20 protein-coding genes and 1 pseudogene are annotated in these 24,184 nt (G+C 38.4%); 11 read left to right on the forward strand and 10 right to left on the reverse strand.

From position 1 onward, the window contains the following. The first annotated feature begins 159 nt into the window (after window positions 1-159). The 3 genes from AA650_RS03650 (at window position 160) to AA650_RS03660 (ending at window position 3,597) form a co-directional block, all read left to right on the forward strand. Entirely contained in the window at window positions 160-1,362 is a 1,203-nt protein-coding gene (locus AA650_RS03650; protein ID WP_053538001.1) for an ABC exporter membrane fusion protein, read from the forward strand. Between the two features lie 92 nt (window positions 1,363-1,454). Beyond that, window positions 1,455-2,630 carry an ABC transporter permease DevC gene (gene devC / locus AA650_RS03655; RefSeq protein WP_053538002.1) on the forward strand — a complete coding sequence of 392 codons (1,176 nt, stop codon included), beginning with the start codon at window positions 1,455-1,457 and terminating at the stop codon, window positions 2,628-2,630. A 268-nt stretch (window positions 2,631-2,898) separates the two neighbouring features. Then, window positions 2,899-3,597, forward strand: coding sequence for a DevA family ABC transporter ATP-binding protein (locus AA650_RS03660; RefSeq protein ID WP_053538003.1), 699 nt, complete (start codon window positions 2,899-2,901; stop codon window positions 3,595-3,597). 293 nt (window positions 3,598-3,890) lie between these two features. Here AA650_RS03660 and AA650_RS03665 read toward each other — a convergent pair whose 3' ends face one another. Then, window positions 3,891-4,865 (reverse strand): SDR family NAD(P)-dependent oxidoreductase, encoded by a 975-nt coding sequence (locus AA650_RS03665; RefSeq protein ID WP_053541176.1) that lies wholly within the window; start codon window positions 4,863-4,865, stop codon window positions 3,891-3,893. A gap of 1,049 nt (window positions 4,866-5,914) precedes the next feature. Between AA650_RS03665 and AA650_RS03670 the strand changes: the two genes are divergently transcribed. Then, complete coding sequence (locus AA650_RS03670; protein ID WP_053538004.1) at window positions 5,915-7,900, forward strand: ABC1 kinase family protein; 1,986 nt, start codon at window positions 5,915-5,917, stop codon at window positions 7,898-7,900. Between the two features lie 357 nt (window positions 7,901-8,257). On the opposite strand, the gene AA650_RS03675 is transcribed toward AA650_RS03670, so the two are convergent. From AA650_RS03675 to AA650_RS26060, 4 genes are all read right to left on the reverse strand, one after another. Continuing rightward, complete coding sequence (locus AA650_RS03675) at window positions 8,258-8,545, reverse strand: hypothetical protein (protein ID WP_053538005.1); 288 nt, start codon at window positions 8,543-8,545, stop codon at window positions 8,258-8,260. Between the two features lie 39 nt (window positions 8,546-8,584). Then, window positions 8,585-8,998, reverse strand: coding sequence for a chorismate mutase (gene aroH / locus AA650_RS03680; protein WP_053538006.1), 414 nt, complete (start codon window positions 8,996-8,998; stop codon window positions 8,585-8,587). A 122-nt stretch (window positions 8,999-9,120) separates the two neighbouring features. Continuing rightward, window positions 9,121-9,942, reverse strand: a complete 822-nt coding sequence (sppA, locus tag AA650_RS03685) for a signal peptide peptidase SppA (RefSeq protein WP_053538007.1) — start codon at window positions 9,940-9,942, stop codon at window positions 9,121-9,123. A gap of 876 nt (window positions 9,943-10,818) precedes the next feature. After that, window positions 10,819-11,115 carry a hypothetical protein gene (locus AA650_RS26060; protein WP_071992797.1) on the reverse strand — a complete coding sequence of 99 codons (297 nt, stop codon included), beginning with the start codon at window positions 11,113-11,115 and terminating at the stop codon, window positions 10,819-10,821. A 333-nt stretch (window positions 11,116-11,448) separates the two neighbouring features. Between AA650_RS26060 and AA650_RS03690 the strand changes: the two genes are divergently transcribed. Together AA650_RS03690 and AA650_RS03695 are read left to right on the forward strand one after the other, a co-directional pair. Beyond that, the gene (locus AA650_RS03690) at window positions 11,449-12,234 is read left to right on the forward strand and encodes an MlaE family lipid ABC transporter permease subunit (protein ID WP_039205142.1); all 786 of its coding nucleotides are present in this window, start codon (window positions 11,449-11,451) and stop codon (window positions 12,232-12,234) included. Window positions 12,235-12,322: 88 nt separating this feature from the next. After that, window positions 12,323-12,700: pseudogene (locus AA650_RS03695) on the forward strand (DUF3119 family protein); the annotation flags it as partial. Between the two features lie 88 nt (window positions 12,701-12,788). Here the strand turns inward: AA650_RS03695 and tnpA are convergent. After that, the gene (tnpA, locus tag AA650_RS03700) at window positions 12,789-13,193 is read right to left on the reverse strand and encodes an IS200/IS605 family transposase (RefSeq protein WP_053538008.1); all 405 of its coding nucleotides are present in this window, start codon (window positions 13,191-13,193) and stop codon (window positions 12,789-12,791) included. Window positions 13,194-13,269: 76 nt separating this feature from the next. Between tnpA and AA650_RS03705 the strand changes: the two genes are divergently transcribed. From AA650_RS03705 to plsY, 3 genes are all read left to right on the forward strand, one after another. Continuing rightward, a complete protein-coding gene (locus tag AA650_RS03705; RefSeq protein ID WP_053538009.1) occupies window positions 13,270-14,775 on the forward strand; it encodes an RNA-guided endonuclease InsQ/TnpB family protein in 1,506 nt (501 codons plus the stop codon). 116 nt (window positions 14,776-14,891) lie between these two features. Further along, window positions 14,892-16,103, forward strand: coding sequence for a DUF3086 domain-containing protein (locus AA650_RS03710; RefSeq protein WP_053538010.1), 1,212 nt, complete (start codon window positions 14,892-14,894; stop codon window positions 16,101-16,103). Window positions 16,104-16,238: 135 nt separating this feature from the next. Next, window positions 16,239-16,919, forward strand: coding sequence for a glycerol-3-phosphate 1-O-acyltransferase PlsY (gene plsY / locus AA650_RS03715; protein ID WP_053538011.1), 681 nt, complete (start codon window positions 16,239-16,241; stop codon window positions 16,917-16,919). A gap of 150 nt (window positions 16,920-17,069) precedes the next feature. On the opposite strand, the gene AA650_RS03720 is transcribed toward plsY, so the two are convergent. Then, entirely contained in the window at window positions 17,070-17,702 is a 633-nt protein-coding gene (locus tag AA650_RS03720; protein WP_053538012.1) for a class I SAM-dependent methyltransferase, read from the reverse strand. A 93-nt stretch (window positions 17,703-17,795) separates the two neighbouring features. Between AA650_RS03720 and hemH the strand changes: the two genes are divergently transcribed. Further along, window positions 17,796-18,962, forward strand: coding sequence for a ferrochelatase (gene hemH / locus AA650_RS03725; RefSeq protein ID WP_053538013.1), 1,167 nt, complete (start codon window positions 17,796-17,798; stop codon window positions 18,960-18,962). Between the two features lie 743 nt (window positions 18,963-19,705). Next, window positions 19,706-21,019 (forward strand): IS1634 family transposase, encoded by a 1,314-nt coding sequence (locus AA650_RS03730; RefSeq protein WP_081424133.1) that lies wholly within the window; start codon window positions 19,706-19,708, stop codon window positions 21,017-21,019. Window positions 21,020-21,430: 411 nt separating this feature from the next. On the opposite strand, the gene purB is transcribed toward AA650_RS03730, so the two are convergent. The 3 genes from purB to AA650_RS03745 form a co-directional block, all read right to left on the reverse strand. Further along, window positions 21,431-22,726, reverse strand: coding sequence for an adenylosuccinate lyase (gene purB / locus AA650_RS03735; protein WP_053541177.1), 1,296 nt, complete (start codon window positions 22,724-22,726; stop codon window positions 21,431-21,433). Between the two features lie 67 nt (window positions 22,727-22,793). Further along, on the reverse strand, window positions 22,794-23,450 hold the full coding sequence (locus tag AA650_RS03740; protein WP_027402661.1) for a hypothetical protein: 657 nt from the start codon (window positions 23,448-23,450) through the stop codon (window positions 22,794-22,796). 223 nt (window positions 23,451-23,673) lie between these two features. After that, the gene (locus AA650_RS03745) at window positions 23,674-23,868 is read right to left on the reverse strand and encodes an NAD(P)H dehydrogenase subunit NdhS (protein ID WP_027402660.1); all 195 of its coding nucleotides are present in this window, start codon (window positions 23,866-23,868) and stop codon (window positions 23,674-23,676) included. Window positions 23,869-24,184 lie beyond the last annotated feature (316 nt).

Consider the following 24,184-nt stretch of genomic DNA (forward strand, 5'->3'; position numbering starts at 1 on the left):
ATTAATCAACTGAGTAAATAATTCTTGATCAATAGTATTTTTTTTGGATATTGGATCATATATAAGGTTGTCAAGAGATGTTATCAAGTATAGGGACTTTTCTGGTTCTTATTGAGAATCAGAAATACTGTCGTATTTCCTAATTTAAAAGACAAAATCATGGTACACAAAGAAAAGCACTCATTAATAAAACCTGTGAGTTTGTGGCCGATAATGTTAGCAAGTTCTGGAGTTATAGCTACTAGTCTAATATCTCTCTATAGCCTTTCATATTTTCAGAAACATTCTAAATCAACTTCTACAATATCTCCTATTATCCCTATTTCTGCACCTACCATTACTGCTGTTGCTGCTTTAGGACGGTTAGAACCCCAAGGAGAAGTAATTCGTCTTTCCGCACCCAATTCTCAGACAGGGATAAGAGTTAATCAACTTTTGGTGAAAAAAGGAGACAAAATTCGTCAAGGACAAGTAGTAGCAATTCTTGATAGTTATATTCCTAATCTTGCAGCTTTAGAAAAAGCAAAACGACAAGTAGAAGTCAGTCAAGCGAATCTTCAGCAAGTAGAAGCAGGGGCGAAAAGAGGTGATATTTCGGCTCAAAAAGCCGCAATTTCCCGTTTAGAAGTGGAATTACGAGGATCAATTTCTACCCAAAAAGCCACAATTGCTCGTCTAGAAGCTGAACTAAAAAATTCAGAAACCGAAAATAAACGATATCAGAAATTATATGAAGATGGTGCTATTTCTGCTTCTGATGCAGATACTAAAAAATTACGCAGGGATACTGTGCAAGAACAACTTAATGAAGCTAATGCTAACCTGAAACGGACTGTAGAAACTTTGCAAAAACAGTTAAGTGAGTCTGAAGCTAGACTTAATAGTATTGCAGAAATTCGTCCTACAGATGTGCAACTAGCTCAAGCAAATATAAAAAGTGCGATCGCATCTGTTCAACAAGCTCAAGCGGAGTTAGATTTAAGTTATATTCGTTCACCTATTAATGGTCAAGTCCTAAAAATTAATGCTTGGCCAGGAGAAATAATTGCCAATAAAGGGATATTAGAACTAGGACAAACTCAACAAATGTATGTAGTTGCAGAAGTTTACGAAACTGACATTAAAAAAGTTCGTTTAGGTCAATCAGCAACTATCACGGGTGACGCTTTCGCAGGAAAATTACAAGGGACAGTTACAGATATTGGTTTACAAGTTGGCAGACAAAATATCTTTAACACTAATCCTGGTTCAGATACAGATAATAAAATAGTTGATGTAAAAATTCGCATTGATAAATTAGCAGATAATCAACGAGTTTCTAATTTAACTAATTTACAAGTCCAGGCACTTATTCAGATATAAGCCTGAACTGTAATTTGTCTAATTAATTTGATGGGGATGATGACTAATGGGTATTTTGAAATCCTATGATGAGATAGGAAATAGGAGAAAATATGATTTTAAATATACCTTTAGCTTGGCTACAATTAGCAAAGCAAAAAGTACGCTTTCTTGTAGCATTAGCGGGTATTGCTTTTATTTCTGTTTTAATGTTTATGCAAATTGGGTTTCAAGATGCTCTTTATGCCAGTGCGACTCAAGTACATAAACATCTTCGAGGTGATTTGTTTTTAATTAGCTCCCAATATAAATCCTTGACTTCTACTCAAAGTTTTCCTCGCAGTCGTTTATATCAGATATTAGGTTTTAATGGGATTGAATCAGTTGAACCTTTATATGTCCAATTTGCTAAACTGAAAAATCCTCTCAATGGTCGCAAATATCCTATTTATGTCCTGGGATTTGATCCGGTTAAATCCATATTTAGATTACCCGAAATAGATCAAGATTTTCAATTACTCAAAATTCCTGATCAAGTATTTTTTGACCGAGCCGCACGTCCAGAATTTGGACCAATTGCTGAATATTTCCAGAAAAATAAACCTATCAGTATGGAGATATTTAGTTATTTAGGAACAGTTGGTTACAAGGTTAAAGTTAGTGGGTTATTTACCCTTGGGCCTTCTTTTGGTGTGGATGGTAATTTAATAGTCAGTTCTTCTACTTTTTTTAGAATCTTTCCAGAACGCAGAGCAAATGAACTAGATATAGGCTCAATTAATCTGCAACCTCATGTTAACCCAAAAACAATTTTAGCAACCTTATCTGCTAATTTACCTGATGATGTCACAGTGATGACTCGCCAAGAATTTATTGATTTTGAAAAAAGCTATTGGACATTAAGAACACCGATTGGATTTGTGTTTAATTTGATGGTAACGATGGGTTTTGTTGTTGGTGTCATTGTTGTTTATCAAATCCTTTATAGTAATATATCAAGCCATTTTGTCCAATTTGCTACACTCAAGGCCATGGGATTTAGAAATAAATATCTTTTGAATGTTGTTTTTCAGCAAGCTATAATTTTAGCTGTCTTGGGTTATATTCCCGGTTTTGCTATCTCTCTAGGACTATATGATATTGCCAAAGATGCAACTAAATTACCAATTGTTATGGATATAAATAAGGGTTTATTAGTATTTACGTCTGTGATTATTATGTGCTTAACTTCTGGTTTCTTTTCTACTAATAAATTACGTAAGGTAGATCCAGCAGAAATTTTTAATTAACCACAAATTGTCATTATGACAAGGGAACAGAGAAGAGGTTTTAGAGGTTGTTTGAAAAGTGGTATCCCGTAATTTTCATCACATTGTTACCCCCCTAAATCCCCCCGATGCTTTGGGGGGAAACCGGAAAAATTAGTTCCCTCCCCTTTACAAGGGGAGGGTTAGGGTGGGGTAAAATATTTGATCCAGCAATCATGACTTTTCAAACACCCTCTTAAGCAACTTTACTTTTCGTTACATATTTCGGTTTTTTACCGTTCACCCACTTATGCAATATTCACATTCTGCTAATATTTTACAAATCACAAATCTTAATCATTACTTTGGTAATAGTAAATTACGAACTCAAACTTTATTTGATATTAATTTGACGATCAAATCTGGAGAAATTGTCATTATGACTGGACCTTCTGGTTCAGGAAAAACTACTCTATTAACATTAATCGGTGGTTTGCGTTCTGTCCAAGAGGGAAGTTTAAAATTTAGTGGACAAGAATTATTAAATGCTAGTAATGAAGAATTAGTTCAAATACGTAGGCAAATTGGTTATATTTTTCAAGCTCATAATTTACTAGATTTCTTAACTGCTATGCAAAATGTACAAATGTCTTTAGAATTGCAATCTAATATTTCTCAATGGGAATCTTATATTCAGTCTGAAGCAATACTTAATGCTGTGAAATTGGGAGATAGAATTAATTATTATCCCTCTGATCTTTCTGGGGGACAGAAGCAACGAGTGGCGATCGCTCGCGCTTTAGTGAGTCATCCTAAGTTAGTATTGGCCGATGAACCTACGGCTGCTTTAGATAGTAAATCAGGACGAGATGTGGTTAATTTAATGCAGCAATTAGCAAAAGAACAAGATTGCTCAATTTTAATTGTTACCCATGATAACCGCATTTTAGATATTGCTGATAGAATTATCAACATGGAGGACGGTTATTTAATCCAACATGAAGTTTAGGGTTATCTCCTAGATTTGTACTTAACCAAATTTACTAAGAGAACTCCACAAAAAAAATGATCCAATTTTGTGGGATGGGCATCCTTGCCCGTCCTTGATGATTAGCGGGCAATTCGTCCCGCACCACAAGAAATTTTGGGATATTTTTTTGATTGGAAGTCTCTAATAAACCTGTGCTGCATGAGTTGTCATTGCGAGTGAAAGGAAGCAATCTCTTGACAACCGATAAACCACCTAACGCAAAAATCTCTCAAACCCTTATTCCTCTGTGTCCTCTGCGCCTCCGTGGTTCGTTAATCAGGATAATTTATTTCTTGGAAGTCCCTAAAGAATAAAATCACTAACCAAGGTATTGTTAAATCAGGAATTAACCCAGCATAATTTCTTAAAAAAGGTATTTGCCTTGGTAAAATAAACCTCAAAGAACGTAAAGACGCAGGACGATTACCATTTTCATCTACAAATCCATATCTCTTGGCAACTTCAGCGACAATTTGGATTTTACCTGTATATTTGATAATATTAGCATCAGCAGCTAAACTAGCGATCGCCCTCCCAGTGAATAAGGGTGTTTCCCAATTATAACTATCACCAAATGATAGAGATTTACCATCTTCTGAACTCTGTTCTTTAGCAAAACTGGTAATCTGTTCTGTACCGACAATCCCCGGATAAATAGCTAAAGAAGTCACATGATATTTTTTCAATTCTTTTGCCATATCTGCGGCTAATCTATCACAGGCACTTTTGCCTACACCATAGGGAACACTAAAAATATAAGACATTCCGCCCCAAGAAGAAATAGTAAAAATAATTCCCTCTTTCCGCTTTGTCATCATCCTCGCAGCATAAATACTAGCGACATAATGACTTCGTAAACCGACATGATTCGCAGCATCCCAAAAACTCGGTTCTAACTCCCAAAAAGTTTTACCAAAGCCCTCTCTAATAGCTTGTACTCCTGCATAAACATTATTAACTAAAATATCTAATTGACCATTTTGTTCTCTCTCAATCCGGGCAAAAAGTTGGCGAATTTGCTCATCATCACTATGATCAACCTGCACGGGAATACAAACCCCACCAGCTTCTATAACGGCGGTTTCAGTTTCCTGTAAACTCCCACCAAGACCGTCATTATTAGGTTCAAGAGTGCGTCCTGTAATATAGACTGTAGCACCAGCTTCACCTAATCCAATTGCAATTCCTTTCCCAATTCCTCTAGTAGCACCTGTGACTAATGCTATTTTTCCTTGCAGATGTTTAATCATTTTTTATGAGGAAATTTATATTTTTAGTATAGAATCATTATATTAATATTTTCAATTTTGTCAATTATCATGAATCCGCTAATCAGCGACATCAAACAAATTAAGTAGGTTGGCGTTGAAAATTGTCGTTGTAGGAAGGGAATAGGCAAGAGGCAAGAGGGAATAGGCAAGAGGAAATAGGCGATTTTACCTGTTGGTTAAGAAAAACCGATAATTGGAACAATAACATTATTGATGCCGATTTATTTTGTCCTTTCGGATATCAACAATAACCAGTTAAAAATCCAGTCCCCTCCCCTTTACAAGGGGAGGGTTAGGGAGGGGTAAAACATTAGTAAACTAAACAAGTTCAAAAATTTTCTAGTTATTGAGTCGTCTTGAGACGACTTTTGCTATGAGACTGGGAATTCATTCCCAGGCTATGGATTTTACGTTAAGTTGACACCAATGAGCATTGTTAAGTAATTGGACAAAAATATTTACAGTCATTGCGAGGGAAGGGAAGCAATCACAACCCTTGGAATTGCTTCATTTCACTTCGTTCCATATGGCTAATGCCACGCTGCGCTAACGCAATGACATTGTGTAATTAATTCTGTCTCACTACTTAAACCCCTACAAATCTAGGGTTTTCGTGATTTTATAAAAGTCCATGTCCCAACCGTTTTGAGTATAACGTAAAACCCATAACCCAACTGGGAATGAATTCCCAGTCTCATAGCAGAAGTCATCTGAAGATGACTAAAAATCTCCATAAGTCTATAGTTTACTTTAGTAAACTTTGACTATTAGCCCGGAAATATGGCTAACGCCACCCTACGCTATCATTTCGGGGTGGGTGTGGAAGCCAAACAAATAAGTCGTCTGTAATTCTTGCACAAGCGTCATCAGACGTACCTATTTGCGCTATACCTTACTTAAATATACTAAAACTCGACCGTTAACAAGAAAACTAGCAGCAAGAATTTCTAATTTGCGAATATATCCCGAAAAGACAAGATATTGTTACAATATTTAACAACGTTGATTTAACTGGTGGCTTCTTCATGATGGTTAAGACACTTCCCCCTAGTTCTCGAACAAGTCAGGAGGACAGTCGCGGAGGCGAATTGTCCGTGATTGAGGTAGTAGCAGAACAAAGTACACAGACGGTAGTAATCAAATCGGCGCAGGCTTCTCAACAGCCAAGGCACAAAGTGAGGACAGGATCTGAACCGGAGTCGGTGCTGTATGATCCTGTGGAAATAGCAGCACAGTATAGTGGGCGATTCCTGCAAGTTGTCCGGCGGATTCTGACGGTTTTAAAACCAATTCTTGCCTTTGTCTTCGGGTTATGGTGGGATAAGCAATGGAGAATTTTGGTTAAAAATGAACGTCGTCGCGCTGTTCAACTGAGAGAATTATTAACAAAGCTAGGACCAGCTTACATTAAAATTGGTCAAGCTTTATCCACTAGACCAGATCTAGTCCCACCAATTTACCTAGAAGAATTAACTAGACTCCAAGATCAATTACCAGCTTTTCCTAATGAAATAGCTTACCAATTTATTCAGGAAGAATTGGGAGCAACACCGTCAGAAATTTACGCAGAATTTTCGTTACAACCGATTGCGGCGGCTTCCTTGGGACAAGTATATAAAGGCAGATTGAAAACTGGGGAAGAAGTAGCGATTAAAGTCCAACGTCCAGATTTACGGGAACGAATTACGATAGATTTGTATATTTTGCGGAAACTGGCTGCTTGGGTACAGCGGAATCTCAAACGGGTACGTAGTGATTTAGTCGGAATTTTGGATGAGTTAGGCGATCGCATTTTTGAAGAAATGGACTATATTCATGAAGGCGAAAATGCAGAACGCTTTTTTGAATTATATGGTCACATGAAGGATATTTATGTACCAAAAATTTACTGGGAATACACCAACCGTCGCGTTTTAACGATGGAGTGGATTAACGGCATCAAATTAACTCAACCCGAAAAAATCGCCGCTTTAGGAATCAATGCCCGGTATTTAATTGAAGTTGGAGTCCAATGTTCTTTGCGTCAATTATTAGAACATGGATTTTTCCACGCTGACCCCCACCCAGGTAACTTGTTAGCGACAATGGATGGTAAATTAGCTTATCTCGATTTTGGCATGATGAGCGAAGTAAAACCAGCCCAACGTTATGGTTTAATTGAAGCAATTGTCCACGTCGTTAATCGGGAATTTGATAGTTTAGCAAAAGACTATGTAAAGCTAGAATTCCTCACTCCCGAAACAGACCTAACTCCGATTATTCCTGCTTTTGCCAAAGTATTTGCTAACGCCCAAGGTGCAAGTGTCGCGGATTTGAATATTAAAAGTATCACCGATGATTTATCGGCTTTAATGTATGAATATCCTTTCCGTGTTCCCCCATATTACGCCTTAATTATTCGTTCGCTTGTGACTTTGGAAGGAATTGCAATCTATATAGATCCCAATTTCAAAGTTCTCAGTGAAGCCTATCCTTATGTTGCTAAAAGGCTGTTAACAGATCCCGCAAACGAGTTAAGAACATCATTACAAGAATTACTGTTTAAAGATGGGAAATTCCGCTGGAATCGCTTAGAAAACCTGCTAAAAAATGCCCGCAGTAACCAAGAATATGATCTGAACTTAGTCGTTAATCAAGGAGTAGAATTTCTCTCCTCTGACCGAGGTGCATTTATTCGTGATAGATTAGTTGATGAATTTTTCAACAGTATAGATGCTGTCAGTAAAAATGCCTTACACAACTTCACTTATGTACTTCGAGAAAAGGTAGGAATTACCGCAGTTCATCAAATTCCTTCAGCCTCAGTTGAACAACAACAAACCTTAGAATATATTAAACGCATTGCGGGAATTTTACGAGACACTAAAGGCTTTGATGCCACAAAATTTGCTCCTCAATTAGCCCAAATTATTGTTAATCCAGGAGTCCAACTTTTAAGTCAACAAATTGCCACTCGCGTCACCCAGAAAGCCGTAACTCGCGTCATTCGGGACTTATTAGCATCTGAATAATGTCCAAACTGTCTAAACTGTGATTTTTTTGATTTAGATGATTGAGATGATTAATTAATCAGAAAAATCAAATTAATCACACAAATCATAGTTCAGACGTTTTTTTGATTGAGATAATTAATTAATCAGAAAAATCAAATTAATCACACAAATCATAGTTTAGACGTTTTTTTGATTGAGATAATTAATTAATCAGAAAAATCAAATTAATCACACAAATCATAGTTTAGACGATAATTAATTAATCAGAAAAATCAAATTAATCACACAAATCATAGTTTAGACGATGATTAATTAATCACACAAATCATATTTTAGACGATGATTAATTAATCACACAAATCATATTTTAGACAATCAAATATTCGTTCCTAAACTCTGAGCGTAAATCACCTCAATATTGCTACTAAAATCCAATTTATCCAAGGATTCTGTGAAAAACACAAAACCCTTATACGCAGTCACATACTTATATATTTTCGTAAAATAACCTTCACTGGTGACAATGACAAGCGGCTCTTCACCTTTGGTAAGAATATCCAAAAAAGCATCTAACTTTACACATACACCAGTACCCTGATGAGTGAAAATACTCCCACCAATAGTAGCAGGTTGAGCAGCCGCGTCACCACTGTAATAGCTCATTTAGCGCTAACTTTTACTTATGTTATTGACCAGCTAATTTTAAACTTTCGTCTCCACTACCTGCTGTGAAGTTTGTAACGTTTGGGGTAAACTCCAATCGGGACGCAATTTAGCAGCGTGACGTAAATAAACATGGTGAATTGGCGTAGAAGTTGGTAAATTAGCGTGAATTAGAAAGCGAATACAGCGCTGTAAACTTCCTTCAACGTGCATTTGTTGGACATCTAACATAGCTACACTATCCCACAAAGGACGACTGCGGGCGATCGCTGCTGGAAAAATAGCATCCAAATCCTTTGTCACTGAAAAAGTCACACTAATCATATCGTCCGGTTGGAGTTTATTTCTTTGCTCCAATTCATCTAATAATTCTGTCACTGAATCTCGAATTGCTTCAACACTATTTTCTGCAACAGTTGTTGCACCCCGAATTGCTCGCATTTGCCATTTCACTACCAAAATCCTCCTTTTGTATTTGTCAGTTGTCAGTTGTAATAATTCTTCCCTGTTCCCTGTTCCCTGTTCCCTGTTCCCTGTTCCCTGTTCCCTGTTCCCTGTTCCCTGTTCCCTACTTTCTATGGACGATATAACCACATGGGTAAACCACTCGTAGACATTTCAAATTCTAGCCAATCAATCCCCCCACCAATAACCGATTTAGCTTGACGACTTCCCGGCAGAACACGACTCAAAAATGGTTTCTGTTCTTCTAGCGTATAGCAAAGAGTTTTCTCAGGATCAAGTCCTACTAATTCCGCTGTCCATCGTCGTGCATCCTCTTCTGTTCCTAAGCGGTCTATAACACCTAACTCTAAGGCTTGCTGTCCGGTAAAAATTCGGCCGTCAGCGAAACTTCTTACCTTCTCTACGGTTAATGAACGAGCCTGTGCTACCGTTTCCACAAATTGTTGATAGCTGCAATCAATCAAGTCTTGCAGAATAGTTTGTTCCGGTTCTGTTAATTCCCGATCAAAAGCTAATATATCTTTGTACGGTCCTGACTTAATGACCTTAAAGGAAACACCAATTTTTCCCAATAGCACCTCTAAATTATTCCCCCGCAGAATTACCCCAATACTGCCCGTAATCGTGCCTGGATTCGCCATGATATGTTCTGCACCCATACCAATATAAACGCCTCCAGAAGCGGAAATATTCCCAAAACTAGCAACAATCTTGATTTTTTTGGCTAATCTCTTTAGTGCGCTGTAGATTTCTTGAGAATCACCCACTGTACCCCCAGGACTATCAATGCGTAGCAGTAAAGCCGGAAACTTACTTTCCTCTATAGTCTTCAATGCTTCTAGGACGTGCTTACGGGTTGCACCAGCGATCGCACCGCTAACTTCAATCCGCGCAATTTGTTTCCGAAAGTTGGGCTTAAATGGCCAAATCATGGGCAATCAAATAACTTTTTAATCTTCTGAATATCTTTAATATAGAACGCCCAGCGCGAACCTAACGGGTTCTAAACAAGTAGGCAAAATTGATTATATAAACAATACCTTGTCCAAATCGAAAAAAGTCTTGATTTGTAGGGGTAGCGCCCCCGTGCCTACCCCGATATTTGGGGCAAGCACTTATGTGGTCTCGTTGAACCAAGAATCCCCGTGTCTTTAGGGACTTCCAAATAAAAAAATACTCAACCACCTAACGCAAAAATCTCTCAAACCCTTATTCCTCTGTGTCCTCTGCGCCTCTGTGGTTCGTTAATCAGGATAATTTATTTCTTGGAAGTCCCTTAGACCAGGGAGTGTCAACTCTAATCCAATTGGGAAAAGTCCCAAAGACAAGGGTAAGAATTTTATTTTTAACCCCTGACTCGGTAACTCTTGCTATATCACCCGAATCATTAGAGACTTCCAAGAAATAAATTATCCTAAGAAACGAACCACAGAGGCACAGAGTACACAGAGAGAGAATTTCTGCATAAGTTTTGGGACATTTTTTTATTTGGAAGTCTCTTATTAAAAAGCTTAAGGAAATTTTTATATTTTATATGTAGTTTTATTTGGTATTTTTAAGGAACAAGAGCCAAGTATTAAAAAATATTAGCCTTCGCCACAAGTATACCCATCTCAACCCTATTGTGTTGTGTCACTGCACTACACGAGAATTTGGGAAAATAACGACCTTAAAAAATAGAAATCTCCAGCACAGAGCCAATAGCTTCCAGTAAATATAGAAATACTCAGCTATGGATCGCAATTATTAAGATTACTCATTGTGGGATTCTTTGAATCATCAACATGGCTTAAATGCTTTGACAACATTCAAGAATCGGTATGAAGAATTTGATAACGGTAATGAACATAGATATCAAATAGCGCCCCAACAAAGCCGCAAGTTAAACTAATCGTAAATAGACCGTTGAGGGAACTACCACTGCCGAAAGTAGCGAGAAAATGCAGAATTTGCATAGAGACATCCGAAATTATCCCTTGTAGACCAGGGACATAGCTAAAAAGTGATAAAACCAAGAACAAACCACCAACGAGGAAGACAGGGACGAGAAAACTAAAAATGGTGGTAAGCACTAAAGATCGGAAAAAGTTACTAAATATAGTCATAATCAGACCGAGGTAGTGGGTAACTTGAGAGATAACCGAAAAATTATCTGCCAACCTCTACAATACTGGCGATCGCCCCCAAACATTCATTTCGTCAAGAATCTTAAGTTTTCATTAAATTGCACTGGTAGTAGTTACCCCAAGTGCATTGGGTATTTTTGAGGTTTAAAACCTGTAAAACCTTGAAAAAATCAGGATTTACATCTCAGTATGCAGTTTACTAGAAGTAAAACCACTGTAAAAACTCGCTCAATTTTATGAGACTAGCCGTAAACTAAGTTAATAATTTGCATATTGTCTAGTGTTAATTCTATCCCCCACCACCAGTGACCAATGGCCAAATCCAGTTTAGGAACATGGAGTCAGCGCTTGCTGGCTGCGACCTTTTTAGGTGGACAAGTCATATTTCACCTCCTTCAAGGTAAAATTCACCGTCGTAACACCCTAGAACAATTGGCAATAGTCGGACCCGACTCTTTCTTCATTGCCCTATTAACAGCCATATTCGTGGGTGCAGTATTCACAATTCAGGTAGCACGGGAATTCATCAACTTCGGGGCAGGGAACCTCGTTGGGGGCGTATTAGCAGTAGCATTAACCAGAGAACTTAGCCCCGTATTGACAGCAGTAGTTTTAGCAGGACGGGTAGGTTCAGCTTTCGCAGCAGAAATCGGCACAATGAAAGTTACAGAACAAATAGATGCTCTGTTAATGTTAAAAACAGATCCCATTGATTATCTAGTTATTCCCAGACTTCTGGCTTGCTTCATCATGTTACCTGTCTTAACTTTGCTATCCTTAATCACAGGAATGTCTGGAGGATTGCTCATAGCCACCCATATTTACAACCTTTCCGATACAGTATTTCTAGACTCAGCCCGGGACTTTCTCGATATTTGGGATATTGGTAACGCCATGATTAAAGCCTGTTGCTTTGGTGTATTAATCGCCATTATCGGCTGTAGCTGGGGCTTGACTACCACAGGCGGTGCTAAAGGTGTAGGACAATCAACTACAACTGCTGTTGTCACAGCCCTATTAGTTATATTTATTACCAACTTCTTTTTATCTTGGGTAATGTTCCAAGGTCCCGGTAGTGGATTATCGCCAGGAAAGTGATTTTAGAGGCAAGAGGCAAGAGGCAAGAGGCAAAAGGCAAAATAGAGTAATTAAAAATTACGAATTATAGAAACAGGAGAAAAAGATTTTGCATAGTTCATTCACACCTAACATCATATCAACAGTAGAACTCAAGCCAAGTTATAATATTCCTGTTGTCTTAGTCTTGGTCGCCATTCCCGTCCTATTAGTACAACCTTGGGTGGGAGGAATATTAACGCTATTAGGTTTGTTTTTGATGTTGCAAGCTGTAACACTGCGCTTTCTATTTACCCCTACTGATTTTGATCTTTATAGAGGCGAAAAGTTAATTAAGCGTTTTCCTTACCAAGAATGGCAAAATTGGCGAATATTCTGGAATCCGGTTCCCATTTTGTTCTATTTTAAAGAAGTGAACAGTATTCACTTTTTGCCAATTTTATTTGACCCCAAAACCTTAAAATCTTGTCTAGAAGAACGTTGTCCACCAGGAGATTGCGGGAAGGCTGGGAGCCGCGTCTCTTTAGAGCGCGGGGGAAAGCCTACTCGTGCGGTTTTAACCGCTTCCAATATTCTCAACCATGATGCGGGTCATTAATATATCTTTCTATAGTATCAGCAGCAACGTTTCCAGCAGTTGAAAAGAAATAGCTGCTAGTCCAAAGTGACGGTAGCTTTTTTAATTCTGGGAACTCTTTTCTTAGGTAATTAGATGAGCGTCCTTTAAATGCTTTAATTACCTGAAATATTGCATCAGTTGGATGAATCTCTACGAATAAATGAATGTGATCTGGTGCAACTTCTAACGCCCGAATATTCCAATCTTTTTCAATAGCTAATGCCGAAAATATCTCAAAAATCCTATCCCTGATTTTCCCTACAAGCACTTTTTTTCGGCGTTTAGGTATCCAGACTAAATGAATCACGCTCAATCCGACAGCGTGATTATAATGCCGATATTCATAAGAACTTTTTTTCATATATTTTAGCTATTGACTTCCTTTAAATTGTAGACTAAGATAGTCATATCGTCAATCATATCAACAAAATAAACCTGTGCAAATACGCTGGAGATTCAAGCTACAACCGAATATTGGGCAACAAGCCTTAATGTCTGAGTGGCTTGTTACTTTGCGGAAACACAGAAATTATTGTTTAGCAGAACGTCAGCGCGGATTTGAAACTAATAACCAAAAATCAGATGAGTCTGTTATGTACCAATATGGCGCATTTTCAGACTTAGATAGTCGTATTGAATATGGTTCTTATTGCCCATTAACCTGCCCTATCGTTAAGCATGGCGTAATGTCCTCTGGGCTAACAAAAAATAGTAAGAAGCATGGTTTAAGCTGGGGTAGTCCGACTGATATTCAAAGTAAGAGAACAACTGAATTACGTTCTGAATCTGAATGGTATAGCCGAATTAATTCAGATGTTTTACAAGGTAATTTAGCTAAATTAGATATTGCTTATAACGGATTTTTTCAACACAAAAGGGGTTTTCCTGCGTTTCGTAAAGCAGCTAATTTTAAAACTTTTCAATTCAAGCCAGGACAAGTAAAATTAACCGTTAATCGTGAATCCAATCAGCCCCGATGCTATTCCCATGCCTACTTTCCTGGACTGAGGACTATGCGCTATTTTGATAGTCGGACTATTCCCGTAGATGCTGACATTAGGACGGTAACAGTAATTAAAGAAGCTGACGGATGGTACATGAGTGTATTACTCAATTTACCTGAATCGCTACCTGAAGTCACAGAAATTGAAACTGTCAAATCAGCGGTGGGTATTGACGTAGGAATTAATAAATTAATTTCTTTGTCGGATGGTTCATTTATTGAAAATCCTAAATTTGCAACTAACAAAAAAGTCCGTCGTCAATTAAGAATCAGACAGCGCCGGGTTAACCGTAAAGTCAAGGGTTCTAATAATCGTAAAAAAGCCGGGAAAAGAGTCGCCAAACTACATAAAAAGATTGCAGATAAACGGAATGATCATCAATGGAAAGCAGCCAATAAAGTTGTTAACACCGCTGAGGCAATTGTCCAAGAGGATCTAAATGTTAAGGCGATGAAGTCCCGCTGCAAACCTAAACGGCAGAAAGGGCGATTTATGCCTAATGGTCAATCTGCAAAACGTGGGTTAAATCGCTCTATTTCTGATGCCAGTTGGGGTGACTTATTTTCTAAAATCGCTTGGCTGGCATTGAAGTCTGGTAAGCCAGTATTATCCGTTAATCCTAAATTTACTTCTCAAGAATGTTCGGCTTGTCATCATATTAGTAAAGCTAACAGAGATGGCGAAAAGTTCATTTGTGAAAACTGCGGTCATATTGACCATGCTGATACTCAAGCCTCCCGGACAATTTTACGAAGAGCTAATTTAAAATTTGTCAGCAAAGACATTAAAAACCTACCTGCGGACTGCGGGAAAGTTACGCTTGTCAGAGATGATTCTGCCAGTAATGGCAAACAGGATCAGGGCAAGAACCGTACATCTAAGGTAATACCTGAAAAGCGGATATTATTCGAGCAGTTGTCTTTACAATTATTCGATTAAGAATCCCCGCGTCTTTAGACCGGGGAGTGTCAAGCATTGATTAGATTTTGTCTCTAGTTAATTGGATATTTCAAGAAAGATATTTTTTGTATCATGGAAAATTTATATAGTCGTTTATGAACCCAGAAGAATCTCCAACTCCAGAACCCATAAATGAGTGGTTAGAACAAATAGAAGTGCAACCCCCTACAGATGAACTACCAGAAAAACCGTCCACCGATTTACAATTAGAAACTAAAGCATCTGGTGAATTGGCAACGTCAGAAACAACAGAACTAGAAGCAGAAGATTCACTATATATACAAGCGAAACAAAGATTAGCCCAATTACAGCAAAAGTCATCAGACCTTAGTGCAGAAATTGCTCAATTGGAAACTACTTATGCCACCCTGCGGACGCAAATTAGTGTAACTCAAACCGCACTCTCGCAAGTTGTCCAAGAGTCATTATCACAGTTAGAACAACGCAAACAAGCCTTACAAATTTCTGTCGAACAACTTGAACGTCGTCAAGAACGAATTCGTAATGAAATGCGGACAACCTTTGCAGGGACATCTCAAGATATAGCAATTCGGGTACAAGGTTTTAAAGACTATCTCACAGGTAGTTTACAGGATTTGGCATCAGCAGCAGAACAAATGCAACTGGTAAAACCTGCACAAGAACGGGAAAAGCCAGCGCCGAAAGAAGCTAAAGCTGTGCAAGAACAAATGGCTAACGCCACGCTATCGCTATCGGAAATGCCACAACTTGGTCAACAGCAGTTTCAGGATACCACTAAAAAAATCCGGCGCTTACTTGACCAATACCGCAACCAGCCAGACTATTATGGACAGCCCTGGCAATTACGCCGCACCTTTGAACCAATTCATGCAGAAAAAATCTCAAATTGGTTATTTACCTTAGGTGGACGGGGTGCTTTACGGACAATGGGTAGCCGCTTACAGAATATTTTAATTGCTTCATCGGCAATTTCGATATTACATCAATTATATGGCGATGCCTCCGGCGAGCGAAGCTATCGCGTGCGAACCCTAATTTTAGCAAACACTCCAGAACGTTTAGGTGAATGGCGACGCGGTTTACAAGATTGTTTAGGTATCGGTCGTTCCGATTTTGGACCCGACAGAGGAGTGGTATTATTTGAAGCACCGACAGCTTTAGCCCAAAAAGCCGAGAGATTAGTTAAAGCCAATCAAATGCCTTTAATTATCATTGATGATTCTGAGGAACAAATTAGTTTAACATTACTACAATTCCCTCTCTGGTTAGCTTTTGCCCCTGACCCAAAAACCATGAAAGATCGGGATTTTAACGATGATTTTTAATTAGTCATTGGTGATTGGTGATTGGTGATTGGTCATTGGTGATTGGTCATTGGTAAAACAACTGACAACTGACAACTGACAACTGACAACTGACAACTAACAACTAACAACTGACAACTGACAACTGACAAATTTATGTTTCTTTGGTTAAGTTTGTGTGGAGTGGTGGTTTTATTAGCTTACCTATTGGGTTCTTTCCCCACTGGATATCTAGCAGGTAAGCTATTAAAAGGAATTGATATTCGGGAAGTTGGTTCTGGTTCAACAGGTGCAACTAATGTTTTGAGAACTTTGGGTAAAGTCCCAGGGGCATTTGTGTTATTAATTGATGCTTTAAAAGGAGTATTAGCCATAAATTTAGGTTATGCCTTATTTAACATTGCTTATAGTCAAAACTTAATTCCACCAACTGTAAATCCCGGAATTTGGCAACCTTATTTAGTCACATTAGCTGGTTTAGCCGCCCTTTTAGGACATAGTAAATCAGTCTTTCTCGGCTTTACTGGTGGTAAATCTGTAGCTAGTGGTGTGGGAATTTTACTAGCTATAAATTGGCAAATTGGATTATCAACATTAGGAGTATTTGCAGTAGTCATTGCCATTTCTAGAATTGTATCTTTAAGTTCCATTTGTGGAGCGATCGCAGTTTCTATTTTAATGGTAATTTTCCACCAACCTTTAGCCTACATTCTTCTTGGTTTGACTGGCGGTTTATATGTAATTATCCGTCACCGCAGTAATATTGAGCGATTAATTGCGGGTACAGAACCAAAAATTGGTCAAAAGGTAGAAACACAAACAGAACAAATTACTTAGAACTTTTTGTTGGTTCGTTATTCGGGGCAACCACAGGGGGTTTGCCCCTACCTAATGGTATCAACTTAAGCTCAAATCCCTACCACACCTCGTTCCTAGTCTCTGACTGGGCGCAGGGACTGACTGGGCGCAGGCCCTGCGCCCCTACTCCTATTCAACAATTTTTCTTGCCTGAATTACCTGCAAACTTCCACCAGCATATAAACTAGGTTTACCCACATCAAAACCATAATCTCCTAACAAACCAGGTAAATCTGTTTTCAACAATTCCCAAGCCGTCTGGGTTTCAAACAACCAGAAAAATATCGCCAACCCCGGCCAAAATATCGGATTTGTTGGGGGGTGAAAATCCACCAAAGTGAAAACTCCTCCCGGTTTTAATACCCGATAAACCTCTTGAATGATTTTTCGGAGTTGTTCTGGCTGCATTTCGTGTAAAGCTGCGCTAGTATGTACCACATCAAACAAATTATCTGCAAAAGGCATATCCTCAGCAAATGCTTTTATATAAGTGGCATTTGGCACATTTTTCTGGCATCGTTTTATAGACAATGGAGAAGCATCCAAACCGGTGACGTTTTCCGAAAAATTTACTAAAAATCTGGTTACTTGACCACTACCACAACATAAATCTAAAATCTGAGTATCTGATTGTAGGTTTAAATTTTGTAAAGCCAGTTGACGAAACCGGGGTTCACCACCCACAGTCACAGCCGCTAACCGAGAGATGCCATCATATAGCCATTGGTATCTATAACTTAAATCTCTAAAAATTGTTGCCATTGTATTTTTCCTGCCGATAAAGCTTTATATTTAATAAAGATATATTGTTAACATTAGTGAAAAATCTGTAAGGATTGGGGGAAAGTAACTGCTATGGGTCGTATAGGGGTATTATTACTTAATCTTGGTGGTCCTGATAAACTAGACGATGTAGGACCTTTTTTGTATAATCTGTTTTCAGATCCCGAAATTATCCGTTTACCGTTTCGCTGGATGCAAAAACCTCTGGCTTGGTTTATTGCTACACGCCGAGAAAAAACATCTCAAGAAAATTATAAGCAAATTGGCGGCGGTTCTCCCTTACGACGGATTACAGAAGAACAAGGAGAAGCTATCAAGGCGAAGTTAGGTGAATTAGGACAAGAAGCTAATATCTATGTGGGAATGCGTTATTGGCATCCTTATACAGAGGAAGCGATCGCCCAACTTACCCAAGATCACATTGATAAGTTAGTAATTCTCCCACTTTATCCCCAATTTTCCATCAGCACCAGCGGTTCTAGTTTCCGGTTATTAGAACAACTATGGAAAGAAAACCCCAAACTCCAAAGTCTTGAATATACAGTCATTGCCTCTTGGTACAAAGAACCAGGTTATCTACAAGCAATGGCAGAACTCATACTTGGCGAACTTGATAAGTTTCCACATCCTGATGGTGTGCATATCTTCTTTAGCGCACATGGAGTACCTAAAAGCTATGTAGAGGAAGCAGGAGATCCCTATCAGCAAGAAATTGAGGAATGCACAACCTTAATTATGCAAACTCTCAATCGTCCCAATCCCCACACCCTCGCCTATCAAAGTCGTGTTGGTCCGGTAGAATGGCTACAACCCTACACAGAAGATGCACTAAACGAACTCGGTGCTAAAGGTGTGAAAGATTTGGTAGTTGTCCCCATTAGTTTTGTTTCTGAACATATCGAAACACTACAAGAAATTGACATTGAATATCGAGAAATAGCTGAAGAAGCAGGAATACATAACTTCGGACGAGTTCCTGCTCCCAATACTAATCCAGTTTTTATCAGAGCTTTATGCGACCTGATAGTTGATGTCTTGCAACAACCTAATCTCAAACTCTCTCAAGTTACCCAAATGAAAAAAAGGGTGAAAATGTATCCCCAAGAACGGTGGGAATGGGGAATCACTACCAGCGCAGAAGTTTGGAATGGTCGGATAGCCATGCTAGGTTTTATTGGGTTGATTATTGAATTAATCACTGGTAAAGGCTTACTGCACGTTATCGGACTTTTACATTAGTTGTGGTGATTGGTAATGAATGGGTCATGAGTCATGGGTAATAATTATTTCCGTTCTATAAAACTTACCCAAAATTACCAAAGTCTAGACACATCTGGACAGCGATAATCTTAGTGTTTATTTCCTGCTTCATCGCTGTCTTAGAATGACTTCCAATCTTGTTTGCCCGCTCCACAGACAATCTCGGTAGAACTTACCGTTTCTGACCGTAGTTCCTAAAAAGAACCCCTGCTTCCTGTCCCCTGCCCCTTGCCCGTAGTAAAAGATTTATAGGCGCTAGACGAATCAGAATTTTGAAAGAAAAAAGTTTCATATTCCCCAATCACGTTAGCCTACGAAAGTTCTTTTATGGACTCTTCAGAAATCCCCGCGTCTTCAGACCGGGGAAGCTTGTGCGATTACCCAATTCCAGTTCTAAGGAACGCAAATTTAATACCCACATTCCGCACCCCCAAGTGTCACACCCCAAGGAAAGCAATATATTTAGTACATAAGAACTAATACCTGTGAGGGGTGATTAAAATTTATTGAGGCTAAATAGGAATAATTACTATTAAAGCAGATATATAGTCAATAAAACGACTAAGTACGAAATTTTGATTCTGAGGTGATTGTAATGGAAAACCTAGTCCAGAATCATTGAAAGCTTTATCCTCAATGACTATAAAAAACTAAAAAAACGTTTTAAATCAACAGAAAAATGAGAACATGGTAACAGATACTTATATGGAGTTTCTGTTACCATGTTTAGTACAAAAGACCTGGAATTGAAGAAGATAGACCATTTAGGGATAGTAGCAGGAATAGTAGATTCAATAGGGATTGTAGAAATAATTAATAATTTAGTAGGTTCAGAGCCAGGAGAAAAAGTCAGTGCAGGTCAGGTGGTAAAGGCGATGATTTTGAACGGCTTAAGTATGATGTCACAGCCGTTATATATGTTTCCAAAATTCTTTGAATTAATTGCTTGTGAACATTTAATTGGTGTAGGAGTAAAAGCAGAATATCTCAATGATGACAAGCTGGGGAGAGTATTAGATAAATTATTTATAAAAGGACTAGATACAGTATTTTTAGCCGTCAGTTTAAATGCAGTAGAAATATATCAGATATCACTCTCATCATCACACTTGGATTCAACATCATTTCATGTACATGGAGAATATGAAAATAGTTTACCATCAGTAATATTTGAAGATTCAAAAGAATCAGGTTCATTAGAAAAAGAAAATGAAGAGAGTCAATCACCTCAAGCGATAAAGCTGACTTACGGTTATTCTAGAGATCATCGTCCAGATTTAAAACAATTTATTACACAATTAGTATGTTCAGGAGATGGAGATATACCAATATATATAAAAGCAGTATCAGGGAATGAAGTTGATTCTAAAAAATTTGGAGAAATCGCAGTTGAATATCAGAAAAGAATACAAGTTGATAGTTTGATAGTAGCAGATAGCGCATTATATACAGAATCAAATATCAAGTTAATGTCGAGTCTCAAATGGTTAACCAGAGTACCCTTAACGATAAAATCAGCAAAAAACTTAGTGATGAGTTTAGCAGAATCGGAATTTGTTAAAAGTGAAAAAGCAGGATATTCTTATGCCGAGAAGAAAATAACTTATGGAGATATAGAGCAAAGATGGTTAATCGTACAAAGTCAAGATAGAAAAAAATCTGACTTAAAGAAATTATCAAAGAGAATAGAAAAAGCTTTGACTAATACTCAAAGTAAGTTAAAAAACCTATCGCAAGAAAAATTTGCTTGTGCGGCTGATGCTAGAAAGGAATTAACAAAAATAAGTAAAGAATTTAAATATCATCAAGTAGAAAATATTGAAGTTATCGAAAAAAGTCCTAAAATCAAAGAAGAAAATCAATTAGGAAAGGCCATAAACAATCCAACTATGCGGTGGATATTTCAATGTTTTCAATCAGTTCATCTTGTGACTTTTCAAGGAAAAAGAGAATTTTATAATTTGACATCAGAAATGAAGTACATTCTCCTATTCCTCCCAGAAGCTTGCCGTAATTACTACAGATATATAAGTTGATTCATCAACATTATTAATAGTTTAATTATACAATTTGACTCATTGATTTTATTAATGAGTTTAAGTTTTAATGCTGTTTTTAAGTTTATTTCTAGAAGGATATAAGTTATGATTAAGTCTTGATAGACTAACAATAAAATTATATTATATTTTCTGCCAGAAACCACCCTCATTCTTTATTGCTTCTTATTGAGAATGTATCTGAATCAATTTTCCTATCTAAAATTTGTTTTTTTATAGATAAATGTATTCTTTTACTCATTTTTCATCAATTTACCTCCGTAATCACCGTTTGTGACAGTCAAGGGTGCGGAATGTGGGTTAATAACCTGCAATTCTGATGTAACCTGGAATGGTGCGTTACGCTGTCGCTAACACACCCTACTTTTGCACCTTATTTAATTCACATTCCTAAATACCCAATCTTTGATAAACCTGTTCTAAATGCTTGAGATGATGTTGTGGATCAAAACAGGCTTCTATTTCTGCGGGGGATAAGTTTTGAGTGACGCGAGGATCTGTGCTGATTAAATCACGGAAGTTGCCTTCTGGTTTGTTCCAGGCAGTATGGGCGCTTTCTTGGACTATAGTATAGGCTGCTTCTCGATTTAATCCTTTATCTATTAAGGTTAATAATACCCTTTGACTAAAGACGACTCCACCATAACAGTTAAGATTTCGTGCCATGTTTTCGGGATAAACCAACAGGTTATTTGCCAACTGGGTGATTTCATGCAGCATAAAATGAGTCAAAATGCAAGCATCTGGTAAAACTACCCGTTCTACAGAACTGTGGGAAATATCCCGTTCGTGCCACAAAGCGACGTTTTCTAATACTGCCCCTGCATGACTTCTCACCAATCGTGCCATCCCTGTTAATCGTTCCGAACGGATGGGATTACGCTTGTGAGGCATAGCACTAGAGCCTTTTTGCCCTTTGGCGAAAAATTCTTCAACTTCTAAAACGTCTGTTTTTTGCAGGTTACGAATTTCTACAGCAAAACGTTCTATGGATGCAGCCAGTAATGCTAACTGTTGCACAAAGTCTGCATGAATATCACGGGAAATTACCTGAGTAGAGGCAATATCGGGTTTAAGTCCGAGTTTTGCACAAGCGATCGCTTCTACACGGGGTTCAATGTTGGCGTAAGTCCCCACTGCACCTGATATTTTACCGACAGCGATCGTTTTTTTGAGAATTTGCAACCGTTCTTGGTGTCGCAACACTTCCGCTAACCAACCAGCTAACTTAAAACCAAAGGTAATAGGTTCAGCGTGAATACCATGCGATCGCCCAATCATTACCGTATTGCGATGTGCAGTAGCTTTTTTACGAATAGCATCAATGACATCTTCTAGGCGTTTTAACAACAGATCCAGACTAGCAACTAATTGTAGCGATAAAGCAGTATCCAAAACATCAGAACTAGTTAAACCCAAGTGAATATAGCGTCCTGCATCACCTACATATTCATTAACATTTGTCAAGAAAGCAATCACATCATGACGAACTTCTGCCTCAATTTCTAGCACCCGTTTGGGGTCAAAATTCGCCTTAGCCTTAATTTCCTCTACTGCTGCTGCTGGAATATAACCCAGTTCTGCCTGTGCTTCGCAAACCGCGATCTCTACATCTAGCCAGGTTTTCAGCTTATAGGTTTCACTCCACAAATCGCCCATTTCGGGCAAGGTATAACGCTCAATCACATTCACAGCATCTAATACAACTGTCATATTTTACATTAGACATCTCCAAAATAGTAATACTCTATGGTTAAGGGTGAATTTGGCTCAAGATAAACCGCAACCGATCATAATCATCTTTGAGTAACATACTCAGATGTCTTCCAGCTTTAATCAACCATTCTCGATCAGTTTTTCGTAACTGGTATACTCCTCGAATAGCGGCGGCAGCTAAAGAATCTACAGGCGCACCACTAATAAAAATTAATGTTCGTAAAAAATCTAGTTCTTCCGTAAACTGAATAATTTCTTCTGCCTGACAATGATTAACAGCCTGGTGGATTTGTGGTGGACGGGGTGGTAAGTATTGATATACCCTGCCGTTATTACCTATATTTATAGACTTTTCCTTAAATCCCACAATCGCCGCTCGAAATTCAGTTTTGAGCATAGAAAATATCTGGGGTTGTTCCTCGCGCAAAGCTTCTAAAGATAATCCCAAAGCAACTGCCCGATGTACAGAATCAATAGGCATAGTTGTGGCATGATAAACTACAGCATAAACTTGATTACCAGATTCTTCGTCCACAGCGCAAACCCAACTCCCAAAAGGTGGCATTGGTGGAAAACTCAAGTCTTCTGGTTCTAAACACTGAGCCAAAAATTCCGTACTTGTCGTTTCAATTATCTCTGCAAAGTGATGAGAATGGCGATTTTCAATAGCAAACTGTGGTAAAGGTAGACGCATAAGCAGTTAAGGAACAGGGAACAGGGAACAGGGAACAGGGAACAGGGAACAGGGAACAGGGAACAGGGAGCAGGGAACAGGGAACAGGGAACAGCAAAATCATTTGTGTAATTAATTCTGTCGCATTACTTATAGGAATTGCAGAATTTTTTTAAAATTGCCATTAGTCAATAGTCTTAGTAAATAACTAATAACCACTGACTAATGACTAAAGACTAAATTACTATTTCCCTTTTTTCGGAACTGTAGTTTCAACAGGTTCTAATTCTGTTAAGCGGAAAGTAATTATTTTATCCCAATTACCACCTTCAAATAATACAGCTACTTTACCATCACTCACTCGTTGGACAAGTCCTTCAGACCGATAATATGTATCTGCGGGATTTTTGACGCGAACAGTTGCTCCAGGCAGGATCATCTTATTTACCTTCAATAGTTTCCTATTAATAGCTTAATGCTTATTAGGGAACAGGGAACAGGGAACAGGGAACAGGGGGCAGGGGGAGTGGGGGAGTGGGGGGAGTGGGGGAGTGGGGGGAGTGGGGGAGTGGGGGGAGTGGGGGAGTGGGGGGAGTGGGGGGAGTGGGGGAAGTGGGGGGAGTAGGGGAAGTGGGGGGAGTAGGGGAAGTAGGGGAGAAATTTCATTCTTCATTCTTCATTCTTCATTCTTCATTCTTCATTCTTCATTCTTCATTCTTCTGATAGCGCAGCGTGGCGTTAGCCATACTCCTGAC

This window comes from Anabaena sp. WA102, from assembly GCF_001277295.1.
Taxonomy (GTDB): Bacteria; Cyanobacteriota; Cyanobacteriia; order Cyanobacteriales; family Nostocaceae; genus Dolichospermum; species Dolichospermum heterosporum.

What these genes read in the sequence shown, in the direction of transcription:
- AA650_RS03730 (WP_081424133.1), top strand. Translation starts at nt 19,706, where the DNA reads ATGTTTAGTACAAAAGACCTGGAATTGAAGAAGATAGACCATTTAGGG.
- AA650_RS03660 (WP_053538003.1), top strand. Translation starts at nt 2,899, where the DNA reads ATGCAATATTCACATTCTGCTAATATTTTACAAATCACAAATCTTAAT.
- AA650_RS03740 (WP_027402661.1), bottom strand. Translation starts at nt 23,450, where the DNA reads ATGCGTCTACCTTTACCACAGTTTGCTATTGAAAATCGCCATTCTCAT.
- AA650_RS03720 (WP_053538012.1), bottom strand. Translation starts at nt 17,702, where the DNA reads ATGGCAACAATTTTTAGAGATTTAAGTTATAGATACCAATGGCTATAT.
- AA650_RS03710 (WP_053538010.1), top strand. Translation starts at nt 14,892, where the DNA reads ATGAACCCAGAAGAATCTCCAACTCCAGAACCCATAAATGAGTGGTTA.
- AA650_RS26060 (WP_071992797.1), bottom strand. Translation starts at nt 11,115, where the DNA reads ATGACTATATTTAGTAACTTTTTCCGATCTTTAGTGCTTACCACCATT.
- tnpA (WP_053538008.1), bottom strand. Translation starts at nt 13,193, where the DNA reads ATGAAAAAAAGTTCTTATGAATATCGGCATTATAATCACGCTGTCGGA.
- devC (WP_053538002.1), top strand. Translation starts at nt 1,455, where the DNA reads ATGATTTTAAATATACCTTTAGCTTGGCTACAATTAGCAAAGCAAAAA.
- sppA (WP_053538007.1), bottom strand. Translation starts at nt 9,942, where the DNA reads ATGATTTGGCCATTTAAGCCCAACTTTCGGAAACAAATTGCGCGGATT.
- AA650_RS03690 (WP_039205142.1), top strand. Translation starts at nt 11,449, where the DNA reads ATGGCCAAATCCAGTTTAGGAACATGGAGTCAGCGCTTGCTGGCTGCG.
- AA650_RS03650 (WP_053538001.1), top strand. Translation starts at nt 160, where the DNA reads ATGGTACACAAAGAAAAGCACTCATTAATAAAACCTGTGAGTTTGTGG.
- hemH (WP_053538013.1), top strand. Translation starts at nt 17,796, where the DNA reads ATGGGTCGTATAGGGGTATTATTACTTAATCTTGGTGGTCCTGATAAA.
- AA650_RS03675 (WP_053538005.1), bottom strand. Translation starts at nt 8,545, where the DNA reads ATGAGCTATTACAGTGGTGACGCGGCTGCTCAACCTGCTACTATTGGT.
- plsY (WP_053538011.1), top strand. Translation starts at nt 16,239, where the DNA reads ATGTTTCTTTGGTTAAGTTTGTGTGGAGTGGTGGTTTTATTAGCTTAC.
- AA650_RS03670 (WP_053538004.1), top strand. Translation starts at nt 5,915, where the DNA reads ATGATGGTTAAGACACTTCCCCCTAGTTCTCGAACAAGTCAGGAGGAC.
- AA650_RS03745 (WP_027402660.1), bottom strand. Translation starts at nt 23,868, where the DNA reads ATGATCCTGCCTGGAGCAACTGTTCGCGTCAAAAATCCCGCAGATACA.